General features: G+C 67.6%; 19 protein-coding genes. 7 read left to right on the top strand and 12 right to left on the bottom strand.

The features are described from left to right. Window positions 1-7: 7 nt before the first annotated feature. The gene (locus J2Y49_RS11900; protein ID WP_310115056.1) at window positions 8-2,428 is read right to left on the bottom strand and encodes a cellulase family glycosylhydrolase; all 2,421 of its coding nucleotides are present in this window, start codon (window positions 2,426-2,428) and stop codon (window positions 8-10) included. An 848-nt stretch (window positions 2,429-3,276) separates the two neighbouring features. On the opposite strand from J2Y49_RS11900, the gene pyk reads away from it, so the two are divergent. Further along, window positions 3,277-4,701, top strand: a complete 1,425-nt coding sequence (gene pyk / locus J2Y49_RS11895) for a pyruvate kinase (protein ID WP_310115055.1) — start codon at window positions 3,277-3,279, stop codon at window positions 4,699-4,701. A 42-nt stretch (window positions 4,702-4,743) separates the two neighbouring features. On the opposite strand, the gene J2Y49_RS11890 is transcribed toward pyk, so the two are convergent. Both J2Y49_RS11890 and J2Y49_RS11885 read right to left on the bottom strand, forming a co-directional pair. After that, entirely contained in the window at window positions 4,744-5,169 is a 426-nt protein-coding gene (locus J2Y49_RS11890; protein WP_149222766.1) for an Lrp/AsnC family transcriptional regulator, read from the bottom strand. A gap of 80 nt (window positions 5,170-5,249) precedes the next feature. Beyond that, window positions 5,250-5,735, bottom strand: coding sequence for a thioesterase family protein (locus J2Y49_RS11885; protein ID WP_310115054.1), 486 nt, complete (start codon window positions 5,733-5,735; stop codon window positions 5,250-5,252). 410 nt (window positions 5,736-6,145) lie between these two features. On the opposite strand from J2Y49_RS11885, the gene J2Y49_RS11880 reads away from it, so the two are divergent. Together J2Y49_RS11880 and J2Y49_RS11875 are read left to right on the top strand one after the other, a co-directional pair. Further along, on the top strand, window positions 6,146-8,407 hold the full coding sequence (locus tag J2Y49_RS11880) for a carbohydrate-binding domain-containing protein (protein WP_310115053.1): 2,262 nt from the start codon (window positions 6,146-6,148) through the stop codon (window positions 8,405-8,407). A 311-nt stretch (window positions 8,408-8,718) separates the two neighbouring features. After that, on the top strand, window positions 8,719-8,913 hold the full coding sequence (locus tag J2Y49_RS11875; protein ID WP_310115052.1) for a hypothetical protein: 195 nt from the start codon (window positions 8,719-8,721) through the stop codon (window positions 8,911-8,913). A 56-nt stretch (window positions 8,914-8,969) separates the two neighbouring features. On the opposite strand, the gene J2Y49_RS11870 is transcribed toward J2Y49_RS11875, so the two are convergent. The 3 genes from J2Y49_RS11870 to J2Y49_RS11860 form a co-directional block, all read right to left on the bottom strand. Next, entirely contained in the window at window positions 8,970-9,938 is a 969-nt protein-coding gene (locus J2Y49_RS11870) for an aldo/keto reductase (RefSeq protein ID WP_310115051.1), read from the bottom strand. Window positions 9,939-9,965: 27 nt separating this feature from the next. Next, on the bottom strand, window positions 9,966-11,189 hold the full coding sequence (locus tag J2Y49_RS11865; protein ID WP_310115050.1) for an MFS transporter: 1,224 nt from the start codon (window positions 11,187-11,189) through the stop codon (window positions 9,966-9,968). Between the two features lie 129 nt (window positions 11,190-11,318). Next, window positions 11,319-12,209 carry a LysR substrate-binding domain-containing protein gene (locus tag J2Y49_RS11860; protein WP_310115049.1) on the bottom strand — a complete coding sequence of 297 codons (891 nt, stop codon included), beginning with the start codon at window positions 12,207-12,209 and terminating at the stop codon, window positions 11,319-11,321. A gap of 118 nt (window positions 12,210-12,327) precedes the next feature. Here J2Y49_RS11860 and J2Y49_RS11855 point away from each other — a divergent pair, with 118 nt between their 5' ends. Both J2Y49_RS11855 and J2Y49_RS11850 read left to right on the top strand, forming a co-directional pair. After that, window positions 12,328-13,080 carry a TSUP family transporter gene (locus tag J2Y49_RS11855; protein WP_310115048.1) on the top strand — a complete coding sequence of 251 codons (753 nt, stop codon included), beginning with the start codon at window positions 12,328-12,330 and terminating at the stop codon, window positions 13,078-13,080. Between the two features lie 713 nt (window positions 13,081-13,793). After that, window positions 13,794-15,182, top strand: coding sequence for a replication initiation protein (locus J2Y49_RS11850; RefSeq protein WP_310115047.1), 1,389 nt, complete (start codon window positions 13,794-13,796; stop codon window positions 15,180-15,182). Window positions 15,183-15,355: 173 nt separating this feature from the next. Here J2Y49_RS11850 and J2Y49_RS11845 read toward each other — a convergent pair whose 3' ends face one another. Further along, window positions 15,356-15,874, bottom strand: a complete 519-nt coding sequence (locus J2Y49_RS11845; RefSeq protein WP_310115046.1) for a DUF2442 domain-containing protein — start codon at window positions 15,872-15,874, stop codon at window positions 15,356-15,358. A 14-nt stretch (window positions 15,875-15,888) separates the two neighbouring features. Then, on the bottom strand, window positions 15,889-16,131 hold the full coding sequence (locus tag J2Y49_RS11840) for a DUF4160 domain-containing protein (protein WP_310115045.1): 243 nt from the start codon (window positions 16,129-16,131) through the stop codon (window positions 15,889-15,891). A 288-nt stretch (window positions 16,132-16,419) separates the two neighbouring features. On the opposite strand from J2Y49_RS11840, the gene J2Y49_RS11835 reads away from it, so the two are divergent. Further along, window positions 16,420-17,139 (top strand): hypothetical protein, encoded by a 720-nt coding sequence (locus tag J2Y49_RS11835; protein WP_310115044.1) that lies wholly within the window; start codon window positions 16,420-16,422, stop codon window positions 17,137-17,139. Window positions 17,140-17,264: 125 nt separating this feature from the next. Here the strand turns inward: J2Y49_RS11835 and J2Y49_RS11830 are convergent, their stop codons facing one another. The 4 genes from J2Y49_RS11830 to J2Y49_RS11815 form a co-directional block, all read right to left on the bottom strand. Continuing rightward, window positions 17,265-18,035 carry a hypothetical protein gene (locus J2Y49_RS11830; RefSeq protein ID WP_310115043.1) on the bottom strand — a complete coding sequence of 257 codons (771 nt, stop codon included), beginning with the start codon at window positions 18,033-18,035 and terminating at the stop codon, window positions 17,265-17,267. A gap of 118 nt (window positions 18,036-18,153) precedes the next feature. Further along, on the bottom strand, window positions 18,154-18,579 hold the full coding sequence (locus J2Y49_RS11825) for a DUF350 domain-containing protein (protein ID WP_310115042.1): 426 nt from the start codon (window positions 18,577-18,579) through the stop codon (window positions 18,154-18,156). Window positions 18,580-18,604: 25 nt separating this feature from the next. Beyond that, window positions 18,605-20,446 carry a DUF2491 family protein gene (locus tag J2Y49_RS11820; protein WP_310115041.1) on the bottom strand — a complete coding sequence of 614 codons (1,842 nt, stop codon included), beginning with the start codon at window positions 20,444-20,446 and terminating at the stop codon, window positions 18,605-18,607. Window positions 20,447-20,575: 129 nt separating this feature from the next. Further along, on the bottom strand, window positions 20,576-21,358 hold the full coding sequence (locus tag J2Y49_RS11815; RefSeq protein WP_310115040.1) for a lysophospholipid acyltransferase family protein: 783 nt from the start codon (window positions 21,356-21,358) through the stop codon (window positions 20,576-20,578). A 147-nt stretch (window positions 21,359-21,505) separates the two neighbouring features. On the opposite strand from J2Y49_RS11815, the gene ftsE reads away from it, so the two are divergent. After that, on the top strand, window positions 21,506-22,246 hold the full coding sequence (gene ftsE, locus J2Y49_RS11810) for a cell division ATP-binding protein FtsE (protein ID WP_310115039.1): 741 nt from the start codon (window positions 21,506-21,508) through the stop codon (window positions 22,244-22,246). Window positions 22,247-22,250 lie beyond the last annotated feature (4 nt).

The raw sequence follows: 22,250 nt of genomic DNA, 5'->3' as shown, positions 1-22,250 counted from the left end.
GGAGAGCTTACGCCGCTAGGTCGGTGATGTAGCCCGTGGCGGCGCCGATGCTGGTGTTGCCGTGGGTCAGGTTCAGCAGGAAGTTCTCCGTTCCTTCATTGCCGGAATTGTCGCCGTTGATGTGGACGGTGACGGTCTTGGTGGTCTCGCCCGGCTGGAAGGTCAGGCTGCCGCTGGCGGCGGTGTAGTCCGACCCGGCCTTGGCCGTGCCGTCCTCGGTCGAATAGTCGATGGTGGTTGCGGTGGTGACCGCGTTGGCCAGCTGCACGGTGAAGACCGCCTCGTCGCTGCCCGCCACGGTGCCGGAGCTGCCGGTGCCGGACGCCAGACCCGCCTTGATGATGTTCATCTTGCTCGAGTCGATGGTCTTGTAGTCGTCCTGCAGCAGGCCGCCGACGTCATGCGATTCCGGCGTCCAGGCCCAGTAGGTCCAGTTCATGCCCTGCTGGCCGGCCGGCAGGTCGCTCTTGCCGTCCAGATCCCAGTCGCCGTTCATGTACTTGACGAAGGCGTTGGCCCAGGTCTGCTCGGCGGCGCTGTTCATCTGACCGCCGAACTCGCCGATCAGCACGGGCGCGATGTTGTTCTTGTAGATGTAGCCCCACATGCTGTCGTACTGGGCCGGCAGGTTGTTGGGGAAGTTGGAGTCCTGCAGCCAGCTGAAGTTGCCGACGCTGTGGCCGTAGGCGTGCGGCGAATAGACCAGCTTGTTCGGGACGTCGAACTCGATGGGACGATCCTTCACGCCGGCCAGCGTGCTGCTCCACTCCGTGCCTTCGACCAGCATCAGCCAGTCCTTGTTGACGGACTGGATGGCGTTGCCGATGCGCTCGGCGGCCGAGGCCCAGTCGGTGGCGGCGTTGCCGCCCCAGGTGGCGGACACGCTCGGCTCGTTGTGCAGGTCGGCGCCGACCACCGCCTCGTTGCCGGCATAGTGCTTGGCCAGCATCTTCCAGTTTTCGATGACCTTCGATTCCGGGTTCTTGTCGGTGTACCACAGCCCGTGTTCGTTGGTGCCGGCGCCGCCGTCGTTGCGGTGGTGGTCGAGGATCACCTTCATGCCGACCTTGCCGGCATAATCGATGACCTTGTCATAGACCTCCAGCCGGGTCAGGCCCTTCAGGTCCGGGTTCTTCGAATAGTCGATGCCGTTGGTGACGGCCTCGCTGTCGAACATGTCGTCCGCCCAGGTCAGGCGGATGACGTTGAAGCCCAGGCCCTTCATGCTGTCGATGTGGCCCTGGTAGCTGTCGGCCCACAGGCCGGCGGGCACGTAGTTGTAGCCTTCGCCGCCGAACCAGTTGACGCCGGTCAGGCGGACGTTGTTGCCGCTTTCGTCGACGATCTGGTTGCCCTTGGTGCTCAGGAAGCCGTTGATCGACCCGCTGCTCTGGCTCTGCACCATGCCCGGATCGGAGACGGTGACGTTGCCCACCTTGACCGACGGCGTGCTGCCGTTGCCGGTGGAGCCGCCCGTGTTGCCCCCCGCGCTGCCGCCCTTGCCGCTGTCGGTGCCGCCGCCGTCGGTGCTGCCGCCGTCGGTGCTGCCGCCGTCGCTGCTGCCGGTATCGCCGCCGGCATCGCCGGTGGAGGCGTTGAAGTGGCTGGCATCCAGCTTCGCGGTCAGCGTGGCGTTCCAATAGAGGTCGGCGGTGGCGCCGAGGTCGGCACCGTCGGCTTCACGCAGGACCGACACGGCATCGTCGGTCGCCGCAACGGACTTGCCGTCGACGCTGACGCTGTGGACGTACAGATTGCGGTCGGCACCGTCGACCATGGCGTCGTTGTCGTACTTCACCTCGACCGAATGGGCCGCGCCCTGGGCCAGATCGGCGGTGAACTTGAATTCCTTGGGGTCGGCGCTGTCGGCGATCCCCTTGCCGATCTCCTTGCCGTCGACCAGCACGGTGAAGTGCGCGCCCTCGCCGGCCGCGGCGGTGCCGGCGGCATTCACGGCGATGACGTTCTGCGCGATGCCGGCGGCCGGGGCGGCCGGGGCGGTGGTCGGAGCGGCCGGGGCGGCGCTCTGGGCCGTGGTGTAGTAGCTGGCGGGGGTGCTGAAGGTCAGCGCGCCGTCCCACCACATGGCTTCCTGGCCGGCCTGGGTCGGCGCCGGGGCAGCATCGTCATAGCGTTCGTAGATGGCGTCGGTCGGCTGCAGCGTGTGGCCGTTCACCTCGATCGACTGGACGTAGAGGTCGCGATTTGCGCCGGTCACGGTGTCGTTGTCGTAAACGACCTGGACGCTGTGCGCCGTGTTGGCCGCAAGGTCGGCAGTGAAGCTGTAGGCCTTCGACGAGGCGGTCGCCGCATTGGCCGTCCCGACCTCCTGACCATCCACCAGCAGCTTGAAATTCGGCGCGACACCGTCCGCGGACTGGCCGTAGGCGTTGACGACGATCTTGCTCGGCGTGGTGGTCGTGATCATGACTTCGATCCTATGTCCGTTTCGTTGAAGCCATGCTGGCGTTCCAATGGTTAACGAAACCTTTCCAAATCCGGTTAAGTTTTCTCGAAGCTTGTGGCAAATTTGGCTCGGCCGGTCACAGGGGTGGTCAAGGGGGATGGGCTACGTTCGGCAACTATATCCCATCATGGTCACAAGCTTCCCGGCGCATACAACAGTCTTCCTTTGATAGCGCCAATATATGCTTCCTCTTCTCTGATTTTGGAAAGATGATCTCGAAAGACATAGACGCGATCACATGGCACGATCTCCGCATGCGTGTATCATAATTTCAAAATTTTCCCGAGATTATGCCGATTGTGCTCCACATATACTCACCGCTCCGTACTCTTGATTGTCCCAAATGGGGCGGTCGGAATTACAGCCAAAGGGGTAAGACAATTTTGCAAACAGCCTTTATCCCATGCGAAAAAGTTAAAATCTGTGAGGACTCAGCCGCCGACAATCAAGGCGTTAAGGGATTTGTTCACTGATTATATTCCTTTTCTTCATGTGGCTGCCGCATCGCCGACCGACATGCCGGCCGACGTGCCGGCCGGAGAGGCCGGTCCCGCCCCCATCGGCTCCATCGAGGACCTCCACGAACGATTGGAAGAACTCTAACTCCGTGAGCCGCCTTGCTTTTCGACGGCAATGGCGACACCTTGGTATGGCACGCGAACGGTCGTCAGGCGCCACCCGAACGGTTGCCCGCCCCGGCTGTTGCATTGCGGACCAGTCACCCCGCCGTCCTCCCAAGGTGGCCGCCGCTTGTGCCGGCGCACCGGACGGCCCAGCCAACAGAGGACGGCCCCCGCGGCCGGAACCATATGCGCCGTCATCGCCGCGCCAAGATCGTCGCCACCGTCGGACCGGCCAGCAACTCGCCCGAGATGCTGAAGACCCTGTTCCTGGCCGGCGTCGACACCTTCCGGCTGAACTTCAGCCATGGCACCCACGACGACCACGCCAAGGTCCACCGCGCCATCCGCGAACTGGAGGCGGAGGTCGGCCGTCCCATCGGCATCCTGCAGGACCTGCAGGGGCCGAAGATCCGCGTCGGCACCATCCGCGACGGCAAGATCGCCGTCGCCACCGGCGAGCAGATCCGCTTCGTCCTGCAGGGCAGCGAGGGCGACAAGCGCTCCATCCCGCTGCCGCACCCGGAAATCTTCGCCGCCATCATGCCGGGCCATCACCTGCTGATCGACGACGGCCGGGTCCGCGTCGAGGTGGTTGAGCTGGGCGACGACTGGATCGAGGCCCGTGTCGTCGTCGGCGGCACCATCTCCAACCGCAAGGGCGTCAACCTGCCGGGCACCGTGCTCGACCTGTCGCCCCTGACCGCCAAGGACCGCGCCGACCTCGCCTTCGGGCTGGAGTTGGGGGTGGACTGGGTCGCCATGTCCTTCGTCCAGAAGCCGGGCGACATCATCGAGGGGCGCAGCCTGATCGGCGACCGCGCCGGCATCATGGCGAAGATCGAGAAGCCGCAGGCGCTGGACCGGATCGACGACATCATCCGCCTGTCCGACGCGGTGATGGTGGCGCGCGGCGACCTCGGCGTCGAAATCCCGCACGAGGACGTGCCCGGCCGGCAGAAGGAGCTGGTGCGCGCCTGCCGTCTGGCGGTGAAGCCGGTGATCGTCGCGACGCAGATGCTGGACTCGATGGTCTCCGCCCCGACCCCGACGCGGGCCGAGGCGTCGGACGTGGCGACCGCCATCTATGACGGCGCCGACGCGGTGATGCTGTCGGCCGAATCGGCGTCCGGCCAGTATCCGGTCGAAGCAGTGACGATGATGGACCGCATCATCCGCTCCACCGAGCAGCACAAGCTCTACCATTCGCTGATCCAGGCGACCCATCCGGGCGAGGAGCACAGCCCGCCCCACGCCGTGGCCGCCGCCGCCGCCGATCTGGCCAACAGCCTGCATTCCTCGGCCATCGTCGCCTTCACCTCCAGCGGCACCACCGCGGCCCGCATCGCCCGCAAGCGGCCGGAGGTGCCGATCCTGGCGATCACCCCGGACAAGGCGGTGTCGCGCCGGCTCTGCCTGCTGTGGGGGGCCCACAGCATCCTGTCGGACGACATCCGCACCTACGAGGAGATGGTCGACCGCGCCATCGCCACCGCGCGGGCGGAGGAGTTCGCCGGCAAGACCGGCACCATGGTGGTCGTCGCCGGCATCCCCTTCGCCCAGGCCGGCACCACCAACAACCTGCGCGTCATCCAGATGGAAGGGAAGGCCTGAGGCCATTGTGGAGCGGTGGCACTGCCGCCGCTCCGCCGTCTTCTACCGCTCCATCTTCGTCGACAGCACGATCGACGACATCGTCCGCTCCACCCCCGGCAGGCGGCCGATGGTGTCGAGCGCCGCGTCCATCGCGTCATGGGTTTCGGTGCCGACGGTGGCGCACAGGTCGTATTGGCCGCTGATGCTGTGCAGCCGGATCACCTCAGGCATCTTGCGCAGGGCGTGGACGGCGCGGTCGGCCAGCTTGGCGTTCACGCTGATCATCACCAGGGCCGACACGCCGCGGCGCGGCGCCGGGTCGCCCAGCTTCACCGTATAGCCGGCGATCACCCCCTGCCGCTCCAGCCGGGCGATGCGGTCCTGCACGGTGGAGCGCGACAGCCCCAGCGCCCGGCCCAGCGCCGCCGTGCTGGTGCGCGCGTTCACCGTCAACAGGTCGATCAGCCGGCGGTCGAGGTCGTCCATGGAAGTCCGTCACAGGGGGGCAGGGCGCATGCAAAGCCCTCTCCCGCCCCGGGAGAGGGAGGTAAACGCAAACGCCCCCCTTACCCCTCGCAGCCCGCCTGATAGCGCTCCATCGCGGCGCGGATGTCGTCGGGGATCGGCACCGCGGCGAAATCGTCAAGCGAAGTGGTGACCAGCGTCAGGCTGCCCGACAGCCGGACCTGCCCCTCATGCTCGCCGTTGATGCGCAGCTTGACGGAACTGCGGCCGAGCCGCTCCAGCAGGACGCCCAGCGTCAGGGTGTCGCCCATGCGGCTGGGAATCACGAAATCGCATTCGGCATGCACGATCGGCAGCCCCAGCCGCCGCTGCAGGATCATCGTCGCATAGTCGATGTCCAGGCCCTGGGTGAACCAGTCCTCCACCGTCCCGTTGAACATGTCGAAATAGACCGGGAAATAGACGATTCCGGCGGGATCGCAGTGGGAGAAGCGAATGGGCCGCTGCATCCGGAAGCAGCCCGGCGGCAGAGGCCGGGGGCCGGGGTTCTCGTCTGTGCGGCGCGACCGCTCGCTGTACTCGTGCATCTCTCGATCAATCCTTGTTCCGCTCAGGCTCCGGACATATGGGGTGGCCGGGCCGCTGCGGTAGCCGCGTCTCTTCCGGCGGCGAATAGTTGTGTCTATCCCAAACAATCCGGGAAAAGCACCTTCCGTTCAACGGCTTCCTGCAGAAATAGGGGAAAGCCGCAATATTCGCTCCGCATGCTGTTGCGGAAATGCTGCAGTGCAATCACTACGATACCGGGAATCCGCGTTCAATGTCACTGCCCGCAATTTGTCGCATATTCCGTGACTTTTAGGGCAAACATCACACAAAGATCCCCCAGCACCTCGCCATCCTCCGCGCACATCCCGGGTTCAGGCCCAAAACGGACATCAGGCCCGACAGATCCGCGAAGGAGCCGTCGGGCCCATCAGGCGAGGACACCGAACCGATGGCCACATCCGCTTCCAAGATCGTCGTGAACGCCCAGGGCAAGGCCGCTGGCGGCGTGAACGCCCATTTCACCCTGCTGGTCGACGGCCAGAAGGTGGGTGAGGGCACCGCCGGCACGACGGCGAAGGATTTCGTCTTCACGCCCGTGCTGACGGCCGACGCCGCGCACAAGGTGCAGATCCGCTACGACAACGACGCCGTCATCAACGGGCAGGACCGCAGCCTGACCGTCAACAGCATCAGCATCGGCGGCAAGACGATCGCCCCGACCGCCGGCATCGTCAGCTATGACAAGGGCGCGCTCGACGGCAAGGACGTCGTCGCCGGCCAGTCGAACATGTGGTGGAACGGCACGCTGGTCGTCAATGCCGACAAGAGCTATTTCCCTGTCGCCGCCGCACCCGTGGCAAGCACCGGGGGCAAGGACACCATCGTCGTGAACGCGTCCGGCACCCCGGCGGGCGGCGTGAACGCCCATTTCAAGGTGCTGGTCGACGGCAAGCAGATCGGCGAGGGGACCGCCGGCACCACCGCGAAGAACTTCACCTTCACCACCGACGCCGCCGACCGTGTGGCGCACAAGGTGCAGATCCAGTACGACAACGACGCGGTGGTCAACGGCCAGGACCGCAGCCTGAACGTCAACAGCATCTCCATCAACGGCCACAGCTACGCCCCGACCAGCAGCGCCGTCTCCTATGACAAGGGCGCGCTTGACGGCAAGGACGTGATCGCCGGCCAGAAGGGGATGTGGTGGAACGGCACGCTGGTGGTGAACGCCCCGGCCTCCGACTTCCCGGCCGGCACGACCACGCCGACGCCGGCCCCCACTCCGACGCCCACCCCGACGCCCACCCCCACGGTGCCGTCGCCGACCGAACCCGGCTTCTACGTCGCCAAGAACGGCAACGACAGCTGGTCGGGCAAGCTGGCGGCTCCCAACGCCGCCGGCACCGACGGTCCCTTCGCCTCGCTGCAGAAGGCGCAGGCCGCGATGCGCGCCGATCCCAACATCGACACGACCTATGTGCGCGGCGGTGACTATTACCTGAAGAACGTGGTCTGGCTGGACGGCCAGGACTCCGGCGTGACCTTCTCCGGCTACGGCAACGAGAAGGCGGTGATCCACGGCAGCGCGCAGGCGTCCGTGTCGTTCGGCCTCGGCGGCGCCAAGAACGTGACCATCGAAGGCCTGACCTTCACCGACGGCGTCGCGAGCGGCCACTATGTCTTCGCCGACAACGCCGCCGGCCTGACCTTCGCCAACAACACCGTTACCGGCGGCGGTTACGGCATCACGGTGCAGAACAGCGCCAACAGCAAGGTCGTCGGCAACCAGTTCGACCGCACCGGCGCCGAGGCGGTCTTCGTCAAGGCCGGCTCCAATGCCACGGTGGTGTCCGACAACCTGATCAGGAATCCGAACGCCGCCGACCGCGGCGACGCCGGGATCTGGGTCAACGGCAGCTCCGACGTCAAGATCACCCACAACCAGATCGAAGACTCGCCGGAGAAGGCCATCGCCGTCGGCTCGGTCCAGACGGACGGCAGCGACGCGACCTACCGCGCGACCATCGCCTTCAACAAGGTGATCGACGCCAACCTGGAATCGAACGACGGCGGCGGCATCTACCTGATCAACCGCCAGCAGGACCTGACCGGTCACACCATCGTCAACAACGACGTGTCCGGCACCACGGCGACCAACCCGTCGAGCCAGGTGGCGAGCTGGGGCATCTATCTCGACGACTGGACCAGCGGCGCCACGGTGAAGGGCAACGTCGTCCATGACAACATCGGCGGCGTCTTCCTGCATGGCGGCTGGAACAACACGGTCACCGAGAACGTGATCGCCGGCAACAGCGGCGCCCAGATCGGCCTCCAGCAGGACGTCGCCTGGGGCGGCTGGAAGGGCAAGGTGATGAGCGGCAACGACATCTCCGGCAACGTCATCGACGTGCGCGAGGGCACCGCCGTCCACATCTACGGCCCGGCCGGTGTCGGCAACCTCCACAACAACTTCTACAGCAGCCTGAACACCGCCGAGAAGGAGTTCGACGCCTGGCCGCAGGTGATGTCGAGCGGCGCCTGGGGCACCCTGTCGAACTGGCAGGCCGCCGGCTACGACAAGGGTTCCGTGATCCTGAACCCGGGCTTCGTCAATCCGGGTGCGGACGATTTCAGCCTGTCGGCGAACTCGCCGGTCTATGGGCTGGGCTTCGACCACATCTCCTACGGCGATATCGGCCTGCTGGGCTGATCCTCTCGATCCTTCCCCGGACGCGGGTACTAGAACCCGCGGCCGGGGAAGGGTTGGCTGGAACCTTGGGGTAGGCAGGACGTTAAGGCTTTTGAAAAGTCACCCGGCCTGACGCCGGAGGGATCTTGAAGTCAAGACTCACCACCCCAACCTGTCACTTCGTCATGCCGCCCCCGCCTTGAAATAAGGGCATCGGGAGTCATCCTGTGAAACGCATCGGATGTCTCGTCACCGAACCGTGTTCGACACGGGCGGCATGCCGCAGGCTTGTTCGGTGTTCCGCCAAGGGCCAGCCAATTCAAGAGGAAACCATGGAACGTCGTGAATTCTGGATGCAGGACCCGGATCTGAAGGCCGCCTACGAGGCGCTCGGCCCCAATTTCCGCCGTGAGGTGGAGATGGCGCAGCAGCGCCGCAATCAGCGCCCGCTGCAGGGTGCCGCCATCGCCGCCCGCACCGGCCGCTCCGCTCCCAAAGCCCATTCGGTCAGCGTCGTCCGCCGCTGACGGTCTCCCTGCACGGGATTTTCGCTCCGCGCTTAGTCTCGCCCGGCCGATCCGTGCTACCAAGCGCTCGCCCGGTCCAGCCGTCCGATGTCCTCGGCATCCAGGCGCAGCGTCGCCGCGGCGATCAGGTCGCCCATCTGTTCGGGCTTCGACGCGCTCGCGATGGGGGCGGTCAGGCCGGGGCGTGCGATCAGCCAGGCGATGGCAACCTGTCCCGGCGTCGCGCCATGCCGGCCGGCGACCTCGTCCAGCGCCGCCAGGATCGTCCGGCCGCGGTCGTTCAGGTATTTCGACACCACCCCGTTGCCGCGCGCGCTCTTGCCGGCATCCTCGGTGGAGCGGTACTTGCCGGTCAGGAAGCCGGCGGCCAGCGAATAGTAATTGATGACGCCGAGGCCGTTCTCCCGGCAAATGCCCTCCAGCTCCGCCTCGTAGCCCTCGCGGCTGTAGAGGTTGTATTCCGGCTGCAGGGTTTCGTAGCGGGGCAGACCGGTGCGGGCGCTGACCTCCAGCGCCTCGCGCAGGCGGGATGCCGTCAGGTTGGAGGCGCCGATGGCGCGGACCTTGCCCTGGTCGATCAGCTCCTTGTAGGCGCCCAGCGTGTCCTCGAACGGCGTCGACGGGTCGTCCCAGTGGGACTGGTAGAGGTCGATGCGGTCGGTCTGGAGACGGCGCAGCGAATCCTCCACCGCGGTGCGGATCCAGGCCGGCGACAGGCCCTTCTTGCCCGGCCCCATCTCCGACCCGACCTTGGTCGCGAGCACGATGCGGTCGCGGTTGCCGCGGCTCTTCATCCAGTTGCCGATGATGGTCTCGGACTCGCCGCCCTGGTTGCCGGGCGCCCAGGCCGAATAGACATCGGCGGTGTCGACGAAGTTGAATCCGGCATCGACGAAGGCGTCGAGCAGCCGGAAGGAGGTCGCCTCGTCGGCGGTCCAGCCGAACACGTTGCCGCCGAAGCAGAGCGGGGACACCGTCAGGCCGCTATGCCCTAGCGGACGTTGATCAAGTTGACGTTGATCCATTGCATCGTCTCCTTTGAAGATCACCGGTCAGGCGGCCGACCGCCCACGGAATTCGGTCAGGTAGAACAGCAGGCCGATGGCGGGGAAGGCGAAGCCGATCCAGGTCACCGGCTCCCACCCGCCGATGGCGAAGGCGTAGCCGGCCAGCGCCGAACCCGCCGCGCCGCCCAGGAAGAAGATCGCCATATAGATGGCGTTCATCCGGCTGCGAGTCTCCGCCCCCAGCGAATAGATCGCGCGCTGCCCCAGCACCATGTTCATCTGCACGCCCATGTCGAGCAGCAGCCCGGCCAGCACCAGCAGGGCGATCGATCCTTCGCCGGCCCCCACGCCGGCCCGCGCCACGAAGAAGGACAAGGCCGCCATCGCCAGGGCGAAGCCGGTGGCCGGCCGGGTCCAGCCGCGGTCGGCGATCCGCCCGGCGAGCGGCGCAACCAGCGCTCCCGCCGCACCCGACAGGGCGAACAGCGCGATCCCCCGCTGGCTGAGATGGAAGGGCGCCCCGGCCAGCAGAAGCGGCACGGAGGTCCAATAGAGGCTGAAGGAGGCGAACATCATGGTCTGGTAGACGGTCCGCCGCTGCAGCACCGGTGTCCGCACCAGCAGCCGCCCGAGCGAGCCGATCAGCGCGCCATAGCTGGACTGCCCATTGGGCCGCCGCTGCGGCAGCACGCGCCACAGCAGCACGGCGAAACCGACCATCGCCACTGCCGACAGGCCGAACACCGCCCGCCAGCCGAAACTGTCGGCGATCAGGCTCGACACCGGGCGGGCCAGCAGGATGCCCAGCAGCAGGCCGCTCATCACATTGCCCACCACCTGCCCGCGCGAGGCCTCCGGCGCCATGTGGGCGGCGAGCGGCACCAGCATCTGCACGGCGACGGAGGTGACGCCGATCAGGAAGGCCGCCGCCAGGAACAGCGAAGCGGTGGGGGCGACGGCCGCCACCAGCAGCGCCGCCACCGTGCTGCACAGAGTCGCCACCACCAGCCGGCGGTTCTCCAGCAGATCGCCCAGCGGGACCAGCAGCACCAGCCCGGCACCATAGCCGACCTGGGTCAGGGTGACGACGAGGCTTGCGGTCTCCGGCGACAGCCCGACCGCCGGGCCGATCAGCCCGACCAGCGGCTGGGCATAATAGATGTTGGCGACCACCACCCCGCAGGCCAGCGCCATCAGCATGACGAGCGAACGGGACAGGGCCGGATGGGCGGCGTCTTCAGCCGGATGGGGAACAGCGGTGGGCGGCATCGCGCGGTCCTGTAGGGTCATGACTGCTGGGAATGGACACGGAAAACAGCAGCCACCCTATGTCGGCCCCCGCAGGCGACGCATCGGTGAATTGTGCCGCCCGGCCATGCGCCAAAAGGACAAAGGGGCTCACTCCACCTCGGCACACAGCGCATAGAGCCAGTCGCGGAAGGGCGCGAAGCCGGTATCCTCGCGGCGGGAGGCGCGATAGACCAGGTACCAGGCATGGACCATCGGCACCGCCAGCCCGAAGGGCGTGGCAAGGCGCCCGGCGGCGATATCGTCCAGGATGTAGAGCCGCGGCGCCAGCGCCACCCCGACGCCGTCGATGGCCGCCTGCAGCGTCATGGCATAACTGCCGAAGGACAGCCCCTTCGACGACGGCCCCTTGGACGACAACTCCGCCACCCCGGCGGCGGCGAGCCAGCGCGGCCAGTCCTCCGCCCAATGGGACACATGCAAAAGGGTGGCGCCTGCCAGATCCGCCGGCTGGCGCAGTTCCGCCGCCAGCCGCGGCGCGCAGACCGGCTGCAGGGTAGAGGAGAACAGCCGCTCCGCCTCGTAGCCCGGCCATTGGCCGTCGCCCAGCAGGACGGCGCAGGTCCAGTCATGGTTCATCGGCGCGCCTGCCCCGCCGGTGGCGATCCGTACCTCGATCTCCGGATGGGCAAGGTGGAAGCCGGACAGGCGCGGGATCAGCCAGCGCACCGCCACCGTCGCCCCCATGCCCACCGTCAGCACCGGCCCGGCCCGCATCGAAGATACCTGCTCCACCCGCCGGGCGATGCCGTCGAACGCCTCGGTCAGCGCCGGCTGAAGCGCCCGGCCGCGCTCGGTCAGCACCAGCGCGTTCGCCCTTCTGTCGAACAGGGGAAAACCCAGCCGCTCCTCCAGCAGCTTGACCATCCGGCTGATCGCCGCCTGCGAGACGTGCAGTTCCGCCGCCGCAGCGGTGAAGCTGCCATGGCGGGCCGCCGCCTCGAAAGCGCGCAGGCCGTTCAGCGAGGGGAGGCGGCGCATCGGTCCATCCTTACCTGACCCAAACTTTTCCTGAGGCTAAGCATCGAACAATGCCGTTTGCGGCGCAACCGCGCGCGTGCGAGATTTTCAGCCTGATCTCCCACATTTGGACCGATTCATGCTGACGCTTCCGCTGATGGTGGGGCTTGGCCTTACCGTTCTCGTGACCTCGTTTCTGTCGGGCCTGTTCGGCATGGCAGGCGGCATGGTGCTGATGGGCCTGCTGCTGATCCTGCTGCCGGTTCCGTCGGCGATGCTGCTGCATGGCGTCACCCAGTTCGCCTCCAACGGCTGGCGGGCATGGCTGTGGCGGCACCATGTGGTCTGGCCGGTCATCCTGCGATTCGCGCTGGGCGGATCCGGGGCCGGGTTGCTGTTCGCCCTGGTCGGCGCCATTCCGGACCGGGCGGTGTCGCTGCTGATTCTGGGGCTGACGCCCTTTCTTGCGCTGGCGGTGCCCGCGCGCTGGGCCCTGGATGCCCAGAAGCCGCTGCATGGCCTCGTGGGCGGCTTCCTGTGCATGGGGGTGCAGCTGGTCGCCGGCATCTCCGGCCCGCTGCTGGACGTCTTCTTCATCCGCAGCGCCATGACCCGGCAGAGCGTGGTGGCCACCAAGGCGGCGATCCAGTCGGTCGGCCATCTGGTGAAGATCGCTTACTTCGCCCCGCTGGTCGCCGGCGGCGTGGATGGGACCGTGGAATCGACGGTGATCCTGATGTCGGTCGCCATGGCGCTGCTCGGCACGAATCTCTCCCGCCGCGTACTGGACCGCATGAGCGACGCGCAGTTCCGCCTGTGGAGCCGCTATCTGGTGATGGGCACGGCCAGCGTTTATCTGGGGCAGGGGCTGTTCCTTCTGGCGGCTCACTGAAGGAAAATTGTTTTATATCAGCTATTTAACTTTACCGTGATTCGCTATCCTTACCGCCTGGGGGCTGGATCCCGGCCTCCCGCGACCGACCGGCCCGTCTCTCGATCCTTACGGCTTGGGGGGGGGCTTCCTTACATCCTGGGGGCTCTCAAGCCCTTGTGGATTCTTACATGCCTCTGGAAAAGACCCCGCGGATCTCCGGAATCTGCGGATCCTTACCTCTCGGGGGCCCGGATCTGGCCCTGTGTGCCCCCAAGCCGTAAGGATGGCGCTTGTCCATAGACCCCCGAACAGCAAAAATGGCCGAACGCCCCCAGGGAGTAAGGATAGAGTACGCTCCACACGGAGACTTTCCGGAATCGAGTCGGGCCGATTCGGGTCGTGTAAGGATGCCGGAGGGGGACTTCGGGTGAGATTCGCACTTCGGAAGCGTTGGCGGATCCGGCACTTAGCAGGCGTTCGCGACTCCCTTTCCCTTTTAAGAGGATTCGTCGGCGTGAAAAGCCAGAGGAGTCCGCGAGTCGCATCGAATCTTCCTTACAGGGTGGGGGAAACAGCCTTACCGGGTGGGGGCGAGTCGCACACCCCCCGGGGCGTAAGGGTTCCGCCCCCAGGATGTAAGGATGAACAGGATTCTGCGCCGCGACCCTTTCCTTACTTGTTTTTGGGGTAAGGATTGATTTAGCCTCGCGCGATTCTGGCGGAGGACGGCGATGGCGGGGACGGGGCGCAGGAAGGCGCGCGGTGCGGTGGCGGAAGAGTCCGTCCCGTCGGACGCGGCTGCGCCCGTTACGGCCGGTTCGGCAAAGGCAGCCCCCGGCCTTGTCGTGCTGGGGCCGGAGGATCTGGCCGGCGGCGCGGTGATCGACGGCGACGGCGCCACCGCCACCCTGCCGTCTGTTGCCGCCGAATCCGCGGCCCCGGTCGCCGGGCTGACCGCCCGCGTCGCCAGCGCCACCTTCGAGCGCGACGGCTACAAGCATCTGATCAAGGCGGCGGAGGCGGTCTACAGCTATCCGGCCAATGGCACGCGCCTGTCGCTGCCGGCGCAGAAGATGCTGAACTTCATGATCCATCTGGCCGGCAGCCAGAACTTCGCCAACAAGCTCTACCGCATGCCCAAGCGCGTGGTGCGCGGCAACCACAAGGGCAACGAGCGGATCTTCGACGCGCTGAAGGAAATCTTCGACTCCAGCCTGGTGGTCATCGGCCCCTTCCGCGGCCGCCGGTCGCGCGCCGAGCTGCGCATCCTCTCCAGCTATGTCCGGCCGGAGGAGGAGGAGGACAGCGACGCCGCCGACATCCATTTCCAGTTCACCGACGCCTTCCTGGAAATCCAACGCTCGTCCCAGCTGTGGGCCAAGCTGTCCGGGCCGGCGATGGTCAAGGTCACCAGCACCTACGCGCTGAAGCTCTACGAGATCGGCATGCAGCGCTACCAGATGGACTATCCGTCGCTGGAACTGGACATCGACACGCTGCGCAAGCTGATGAACGTCCCGGAGGGCGCCTACAAGGACTTCGGCATCCTGCGCACCCGCACCATCGACCGCGCCATCGCCGAGGTGAACCAACTCGCCCCCTTCCGTGTCAGCATGCCGGAAGACAAGATGAAGCGGAAAGGCCGCAAGATCGAGGCGGTGACGCTGGATTTCCACGCCAAGGACGAGGAGGAGGCGGCCGAGACCTATCTGGAGCGCGAACGCCACAGCGCCGGCCGCCGCGCCCGTCGCATCGGCAAGGTCGACACCGTCGCCCCCCCAGATCCGGTGGAATCCGGCCTCGCCGACCTCGGCCCGCTGCCCGATGCCGACGACGTGACGGCGCTGTGGGCCGCCGTCCTGCACGCCCTGAAGGGCAAGGTGCCCGCCCCGCTGCTGGCCGAACTGGAGCCGGACCGGGTGGAGGAAGCGCCGCAGGGTGGCCGTCGCCTCGTCCTGAAGGCCAGGAACGCCGCCGTTGCCGACACCGCCCGCATGAATCACTGGCCGAGCCTGAAGTCGGCCCTGTCCTCGCTCACCGCCGGGATGATCGAGGACGTGGCGTTCGAGGTCGCGGCCCGCAAGCCGAAGGCGGCGAAGGTGGCCTCCCCCGAGACGTAAGGATTGGGGAGTGGCTGCAGGAGAGGCGGAGTGTCGGTCAGCCGTGACGCCGGTTCGCCGATAGCCGATCCGGCTGCACAGGGCACATGACCATGGATCGAGCCGCGCTCTATCTCCGCCTTTCGCTACAGCATCACGGCGGACGAAGCCGACCGCCGGCAGGATGCCCTCCCTTATTCAGCCGCTGCCGGCGGACGGCCGGGCCGGCGGGGGCGGTACCGGGCGGCGAACAGCAGCGGGTCGCGGCTGAAGGCGCGGCAGACGATGCCGAGCATCGCCGGCACGGCGGTGGCGCCGGTGCGCCAGTTCGACCAGGTGTTGACGTGCACCCCCACCAGATCGGCCGCCTCCTGATTCGACAAGTCGTGGCGATCCTGCCAAGCGATCAGCTCGGGCTGGCCGAAAGGGCGTTGCTGTTCGGCCAGCAGGGCCAAGTGCATGCTGTCGATGGCCAGATCCTCGTCGCAGTTCCACTCCACCGTGGTGGCGTCGACCAGGTGGGCGGAGGCGAAGACGGTGGGGTCGCGCAACTGGTGGAAATAGGGGTGCCCGGACTCCAGCCAGCCGGTCAGGTCGACGCGGTCGGCGCGGCCGTCGTCCCAGGTCAGCGCCAGGACGGCGCCCGCGGCCGGCACCACCGCGGCGAGCCGCGGGATTGGGCGGGGGCCTTGCGGCAGGACGGGGGGGATCATGGGCGCGCCTCCTTTCAGGCGAAGGGGATGTTGGGGTTCCAGGCGTTCCATTCGCTCACCAGCCGGTCCTTGTTGGCGGCGGCCCAGGTCTGGACCTCCTTGCGGGTGGCGGTGGGCAGGTCGCCGGCGATGACCTCGAAGGTCTCGATCGAGACCAGGGCTTCGAAATCGGTACTCTTGACGTGGAAATGCGGGGGAAGGTGGTCGTTGCCGAAGACCCGGATTGTCGCCTTTCCGATTGTCGCCAGCTTCCCCATCGTGCCCCCATCGGTGACGGCTAAATCTGCCCCAAATATTGGGTATGGGAAACACAAAATTTGTGTGATGCTGCAAAAGCGGTGATTGATCGCGCGATGAATACAGGTTTTGCCACGCTCTGGCGCGGATCCGGAACAGCTGGTCGGGGATGTTCATCCTGAGACTGCTATGTCCCAGCGCAACAGCCCAACGCATCGCTGGCAGCGGATTTCACAAAAACGCGCCATGAAGGGACAATTTTCCTATACCCTCTCCGCACCCGTCCCATCACCCCGCGGAGCGACGCCATGCCCCTCGACAGCCGTACCCTCGCCGACGACCATTTCCCCTGCTGGGCGGAGGAACCGCCGGTGCCCGCCGACGGCTCGCTGGTCCCCGGTTCGCAATTCCATGAGGAACAATGGATCATGGCCGCCGGCATGCTGGCGCGCGGCAGCAGCTTTCTCTATGTCGCCCGCGCCATGGGATGCAGCCGCACCACCCTGTGGCGGGCCTATTACGGATCCAAGGATTTCCGTCACAGGGTCTGGTGGGAACGGCAGGCCCTGAAACGGGAAGCCGACCTGCGCCTCTCCTCGCTGCGCATCCTGGTTGTCGAGCAGATCGAACGGCTGGTCTCCTCCGGCGATCCGTCGACCGTGCGTTGGCTGGCCGACCGGCTCGGCCTCCTCGACGGGCTCGGAGACCAACCGGCCCAGCGGCCTGATCAGCGGCCGGCCCCGCAATCGGCAATCCGGCAACCGGCCGACTCCGCCACCCCCCAGCCGCCCCCGTTTGAGGACGCTCCCGCCGTCATCGTCCCCGAACTGGACGACGACGACATCCCCGGCGCCCTGCGTGAGCGCAGGCCGCCCGATCCGCGCGCCGTGGCCGCGATCCTCGCCCGCCCGGAATCGGAGGGACCGAAGGGCGTCTATCCCTGGACCTTCAATCCCGACGATCTCTATCCCAACCTCGGCTCGGCGCTGGAACGGCGGGGCGGACAGGCCGCCTTCGGCCGTCTGTGAGGCGGACAGGTTAGCGGACGGGCCAGCGGACGGAATGGAACAGCCGCCGGAAACCGTTCCACGCTGTTCCATTCCCCCAGGAGGTAAGGATCGGCAGGGTCTCCCCCGCCGATCCCCTCAAATCGTCAGCCCTGCTTGGCCTTCAGCGCCGCCAGACGGTCCGACAGGCTGGTGGGCGAGGTCTTGCCCGACGCGGCGGCGAGGGCGGCGGCGATGTTGGGGTCGTCCTTTTCCGGAGCCGACGGGCGCAGCAGCTTGGCCTTGGCGTTCGCCGCCTCGGCGGCGGCCAGATCCTTGGCGGCGGTGTCCTGCATCGCCTTCAGCGCGACCGACAGGCCGCTGGTGGCGCCGGCGAGGCCGGCGGCCTGGCGGGCGGCTTCGGCCTGACGCTCGGCCATGGCGCGCTGCTGGTCGGCGCGGCCCATGTCGCGCTGGGCGCGGGTCAGTTCGGCGCGGGCGGCCTTCAGCTTGGCGCCGGCCTCGGCATAGTTCTTTTCCAGCATCTCCAGGAACTCGCGGGCATCCACCGCATCGCGGACCTCGCGGTCGATCTCCGGAGCCATCTCCTCCAGCATGGCGACGATGGTCTCCAGGCTCTTTTCCAGGCCGGCCTTGCGGGCGGGATCGGTCTCGGCGTCGATCTGGCGCTGCAGGTGTTCGGCCGCCGCCATGCGCTGGGTCGACAGCGCCTTGATCTCGTCGGCTTCGCGCTGCTCGCGGTCGTAGATGGCGCGGGCTTCCGCCACCTGCCGGCCCAGGCCGTCCAGATGCTGCTCCATGGTCCGCAGTTCCGCCTCGGTCGCGGATTTCGGATCCCAGCGCACCAGCGCCTCCATGGCGCCCTGGACGGCCTGGTCGGTCTTGACACCCATAAGGTTGCGGATGAAGGCAAGCATGGCTTGAATCCTGTCGATGAGGGTTGTTGGAGGCGCCCCGGAAGGCGCCTCGCCTGCACAGATGGGGAGGGGACGATCCGGCGACCAGACCCCTTATCCTTACCTCTCGGGGGCTGGCTTAGCCGGCCATGGCCGCCGCGTTGATCAGCGCCACCCCCAGCTGGACGCCGACCAGGGTCGCCGCCGACGCGACGTTGCCGGATTCGATCTGGCCGCGCAGGTCGCGGATCAGCAGGGTCGCGACCGCGAAGGCGACCAGCTGCAGGATCACCGCCACCACGCCCCACAGCAGGATGTCCAGCAGGAAGGCGCTGGTCGCCAGCGTCGCCGCCAGCGGGATGGCGAGCGCGACGATGGAGCCGGCCAGCGTCAGGCCGCCGGCGGCGTTCCCTTCCGACACCAGCCGGCGTTCGTTGAAGGGGGTGATGCGGGTGTAGACGGCGACGCCGACCGCCAGCAGCGCCAGCGTGACGGCGAGCTGGACCAGCAGCACCGGAAGCCCGGTGCCGAGCGCGGTCAGGATGGAACCGAAGGTGCTTTCCATGGGGCCGGCACTCTTGTCGTGTGGGTTAGGACAGGGAGAGGGAGGCGGGGTTCACGTCGATGCCGGCGGCGATCTCGACGGAGGCGCGGCCGGAGCGCTCCACCGCCTCCACCAGGATGTATTCGGTGGTGGGGGCGGGGGCTGCGGCACCGGTGGGGGCGCCGTACAGCATGGACTGGCTGACCACCGTCTCGGTGCCGCGCACGGTCTGGCGTGCCTCGCTGAGGGTGAAGGGTTGGATGCGGCTGACGCCCGGCTGCCAGATGCGGGGATAGAGTTTGCCGTCCTTGGTCTGGAACTCCGGCCAGCCGATCATCCCCTCGGCATCGTCCAGCCAGAAGCCCCACTCGCCCTCGTCGGACGGCGCCACGCTGTCGATGGGCGTGAAGTAGCGGCATTCGTCCGGCTGCCCGTCGGGGCCGAGATGGATCTGGAAGAAGCCGCCTCCCGGCAGGTGCAGCCGGTAGACGGTGGCCGGGCCGGAGGTGACGGTGCCGACCGCCTCGATCGACACCAGCCGGTCGCTGCCGGTGTCCGGCGCCTTCACCTTGGTGGCGCTCTCCGCCAGCAGGAAGGGGGTGGGGTCGATGGTGACCGCCATGCCCAGCCGGAACAGCGACGGGCTGTAGGCCTTGCCGCCGAGCTTCTGGTTCACGTAGTTGCCGAGCGTTCCGAACAGGGGCACGTCCGATCCTCCCTTGGAGACTGGGCCATTGGAGACTGGGCTGGGTTTCGCCGCCGGGGCGTCCATCCGGCGCCGCGCGCGCCACAGCAGGAACAGCACCGCCACGCCGAGCAGCAGGATGCCCCACCACCAGAAGCCGCGGCCGGAGCCCTGGGATGGTTGGGACGCCTGCACGGCGCTGGCGCTGTCCACCGAACTGGAGGAGTCGGCGCGGGCAAGTTCCGCCGGCACGTCGGGCGGCAGCTGTCCCGCCTCGCGCGGGGTGCCGGACTGGGCGGCGACCGACTGGTCGAGCTGGTCCAGCTTGCCACGCAGCTCCGCGTTTTCGCGGGCCAGCCGGTCGGCCTCCTGCCGCCATTCGCGATAGCCGGGGTCGTCGGCGTTGTTGTGGAAGAAGGCGGCGTGGCCCGGCCGGGTCAGCGTGTCGAGCATGAACCACAGGAACAGCCCGTCCCAGATGCCGAAGCGGCGCGGCGCGCTGTAGGCGTAGGGCGGCGGGTTCCAGCCGTAACGGCCATAGGGATTGACGGGCGCCGGGCGCGTGGACGGGGTGCGGTAGGACGAGCCTCCCGATCCCCAGCCCCAGCCCGATCCGCCGGAGCTGCTGGAACTGCTGGTGCGCCCCTGGGTGGAAGCGGCGGGCGGTGGTGCTGCCGGCGGCGTACGGTCGGCCTCCTGGCGGGTGCGGTAGCGGTTCAGCGCGTCAGCCGAGCCCTGCTGGCTGAAGGTTCGGTCACCGGCGGAGGTCGGCGGGGCGGCGACAGAGGGGGCGCTGTTGCCCGGCCGGGCATAGCCGCCGCTGGAACTGGAGGAGCCGCCGGAGAACCAGCCGCCGCCGCTGCTTCCGGTCGAGGGCGTGCGCGGGGAGGACGGGCGGGCATAGCCGCCGCTGCTGCCGACGGACGGGGTGCGCGACGGCCGGGAATAGCCGCCCGAGGACGAGGAGCGGCTGCTGCGGGAACCGGCGCGGGCGTGGGCCTCGTCCGGAGCGAGCGCCACGGAGACCGCCGCCGCGGCGGCGATGGCGAGCGGAGCAGGCGCCGCCGGGGCGGTCAGGATGGCGCCGACGGGGACCGCCAGCGGCTGTGCCGTCATCAGAAGGGCGACGGCGGCGGCGCGCCATCGCTGTTTCCAGAGGTCCAGCGACCGGGTGGGACACCGGGGCTTCGCGGTCTGCGTCATCCGTCCTCTCGCGCGTCATCCGGAGCCGGTTCAACCGGCCCTCCCGGCGATTCGTTGCGCGAGCGTAGGCAGATACGCGACGGTGCTCAAGGGATTAACCGCCGCGGCCCGCCGGTTACGGCCGAAGCGTCACGAGACGGCGGTCGCCGCCTGCTTGTTCCGCTCCGGCTCGGCCAGCGGCGGGCGGACGGTGGGCGGGCCGCCGGCAGCGGTGACGAGGCGGTCGCTGGCGGATTCCAGCTGTTCCTCCAACTCGCGCATCGCCTCGGCGCGCGGGCGGCCGGGGAGGATCGGCGGCAGGAACTCCACCACCACGGTGCCGGGGCGCTTCAGGAAGCTGTGGCGCGGCCAATAGAGGCCGGCGTTCAGCGCCATCGGCACGATGGGGATCTTCAGGCTGTCATAGAGCACGCCCACGCCGATCCGGTAGGGGCGGTATGTGCCGGGGGCGACACGGGTTCCCTGCGGGAAGATCACGATGGGCCGGCCTTCGTCGCGCACCGGGCGGGAATTGCGGATCAGCGACTTGATCGCCGCCCCGCCGGCGCCGCGGTCGACCGGGATCATCTTCGCCTTGGCGGCGTACCAGCCCCAGATCGGGATCCACATCAGCTCCCGTTTCAGGATGATCGCCGGGTCCTTCAACAGAAGGTGGAGCTTCATCGTCTCCCAGGCCGACTGGTGCTTGGCCGCCAGCAGGAAGGGACCGTCGGGCAGGTTCTCGCGCCCGCGCACCTCGTAGCGGATGCCGACGAGCGTTCGCTCCAGCCAGCCGACGGTGCTGAGATACCATTTCACAACCGCGACCATCTGCGGACGCGGCAGCAGCAGCATCCACAGCAGGGCGAAGCACATCAGCGCGGTCCAGAGGTGGAACGCGATGTTGAAGGCAAGGGACCGGATCCAGATCATGGCCGGCAACTTGTCAGGTCTTCGCCGACTTCTCAAGTATTCAGCGCTGTTGCGGAGATGGTTCCGCGGCGCGGGGCGGGGTGGACTCCGCCCCCCGCCGGGTGCATTGTCCCGGACGTGGAGGGGTGTCGTGGCTGTGGTGGGACCGTGATTCGTTTCGAAAATGTCGGCTTGCGGTACGGCACGGAAGCGGAGGTGCTGCGCGACATCAGCTTCACCCTGCTGCCGGGGTCCTTCCATTTCCTGACCGGTGCCAGCGGGGCGGGCAAATCGTCGCTGCTGAAGCTGATGTATCTTGCCCACCGGCCGTCGCGCGGGCTGGTCACCCTGTTCGGCCGCGACATGGCGATGGTGACCCGCCGCGACCTGCCGGAGCTGCGCCGCCAGATCGGCGTCGTGTTCCAGGACTTCGCGCTGCTCGACCATCTGTCGGCGCTGGACAATGTGGCGCTGCCGCTGCGCATGGCCGGCACGCCGGAGGTCGACGTGGTTGCCCACTGCACCGAAATCCTGCGCTGGGTGGGGCTGGGCAACCACCTGCACGCCAAACCGTCCACCCTGTCGGGCGGGCAAAAGCAGCGGGTGGCCATCGCGCGCTCGGTCATCAACCGGCCGCGGCTTCTGCTGGCCGACGAGCCGACCGGCAACGTCGACGACGGCATCGGCATGCGCCTGCTCTATCTTTTCGAGGAACTGTACAAGCTGGGAACCACCGTGGTGATCGCCACCCACAACGAGGCGCTGATCCGCCGTTTCGACCACCCGCGCCTGCATCTCGACAATGGCCGGTTGATGGTGCTGCCTGCGCGCGGAAGCCGGGTTCATGATGGCCGTGCGTCCGACAGCCGTGCCGGCGACACGCGCCCGCAAGAGTCGCGGTGGGAGTAGCGGC

It is taken from the genome of Azospirillum sp. BE72 (genome assembly GCF_031455875.1).
Taxonomy (GTDB): Bacteria; Pseudomonadota; Alphaproteobacteria; order Azospirillales; family Azospirillaceae; genus Azospirillum.
The sequence above is the reverse complement of the archived record's forward strand: the minus strand, read 5'-3'. Positions and strand labels throughout refer to the sequence as shown.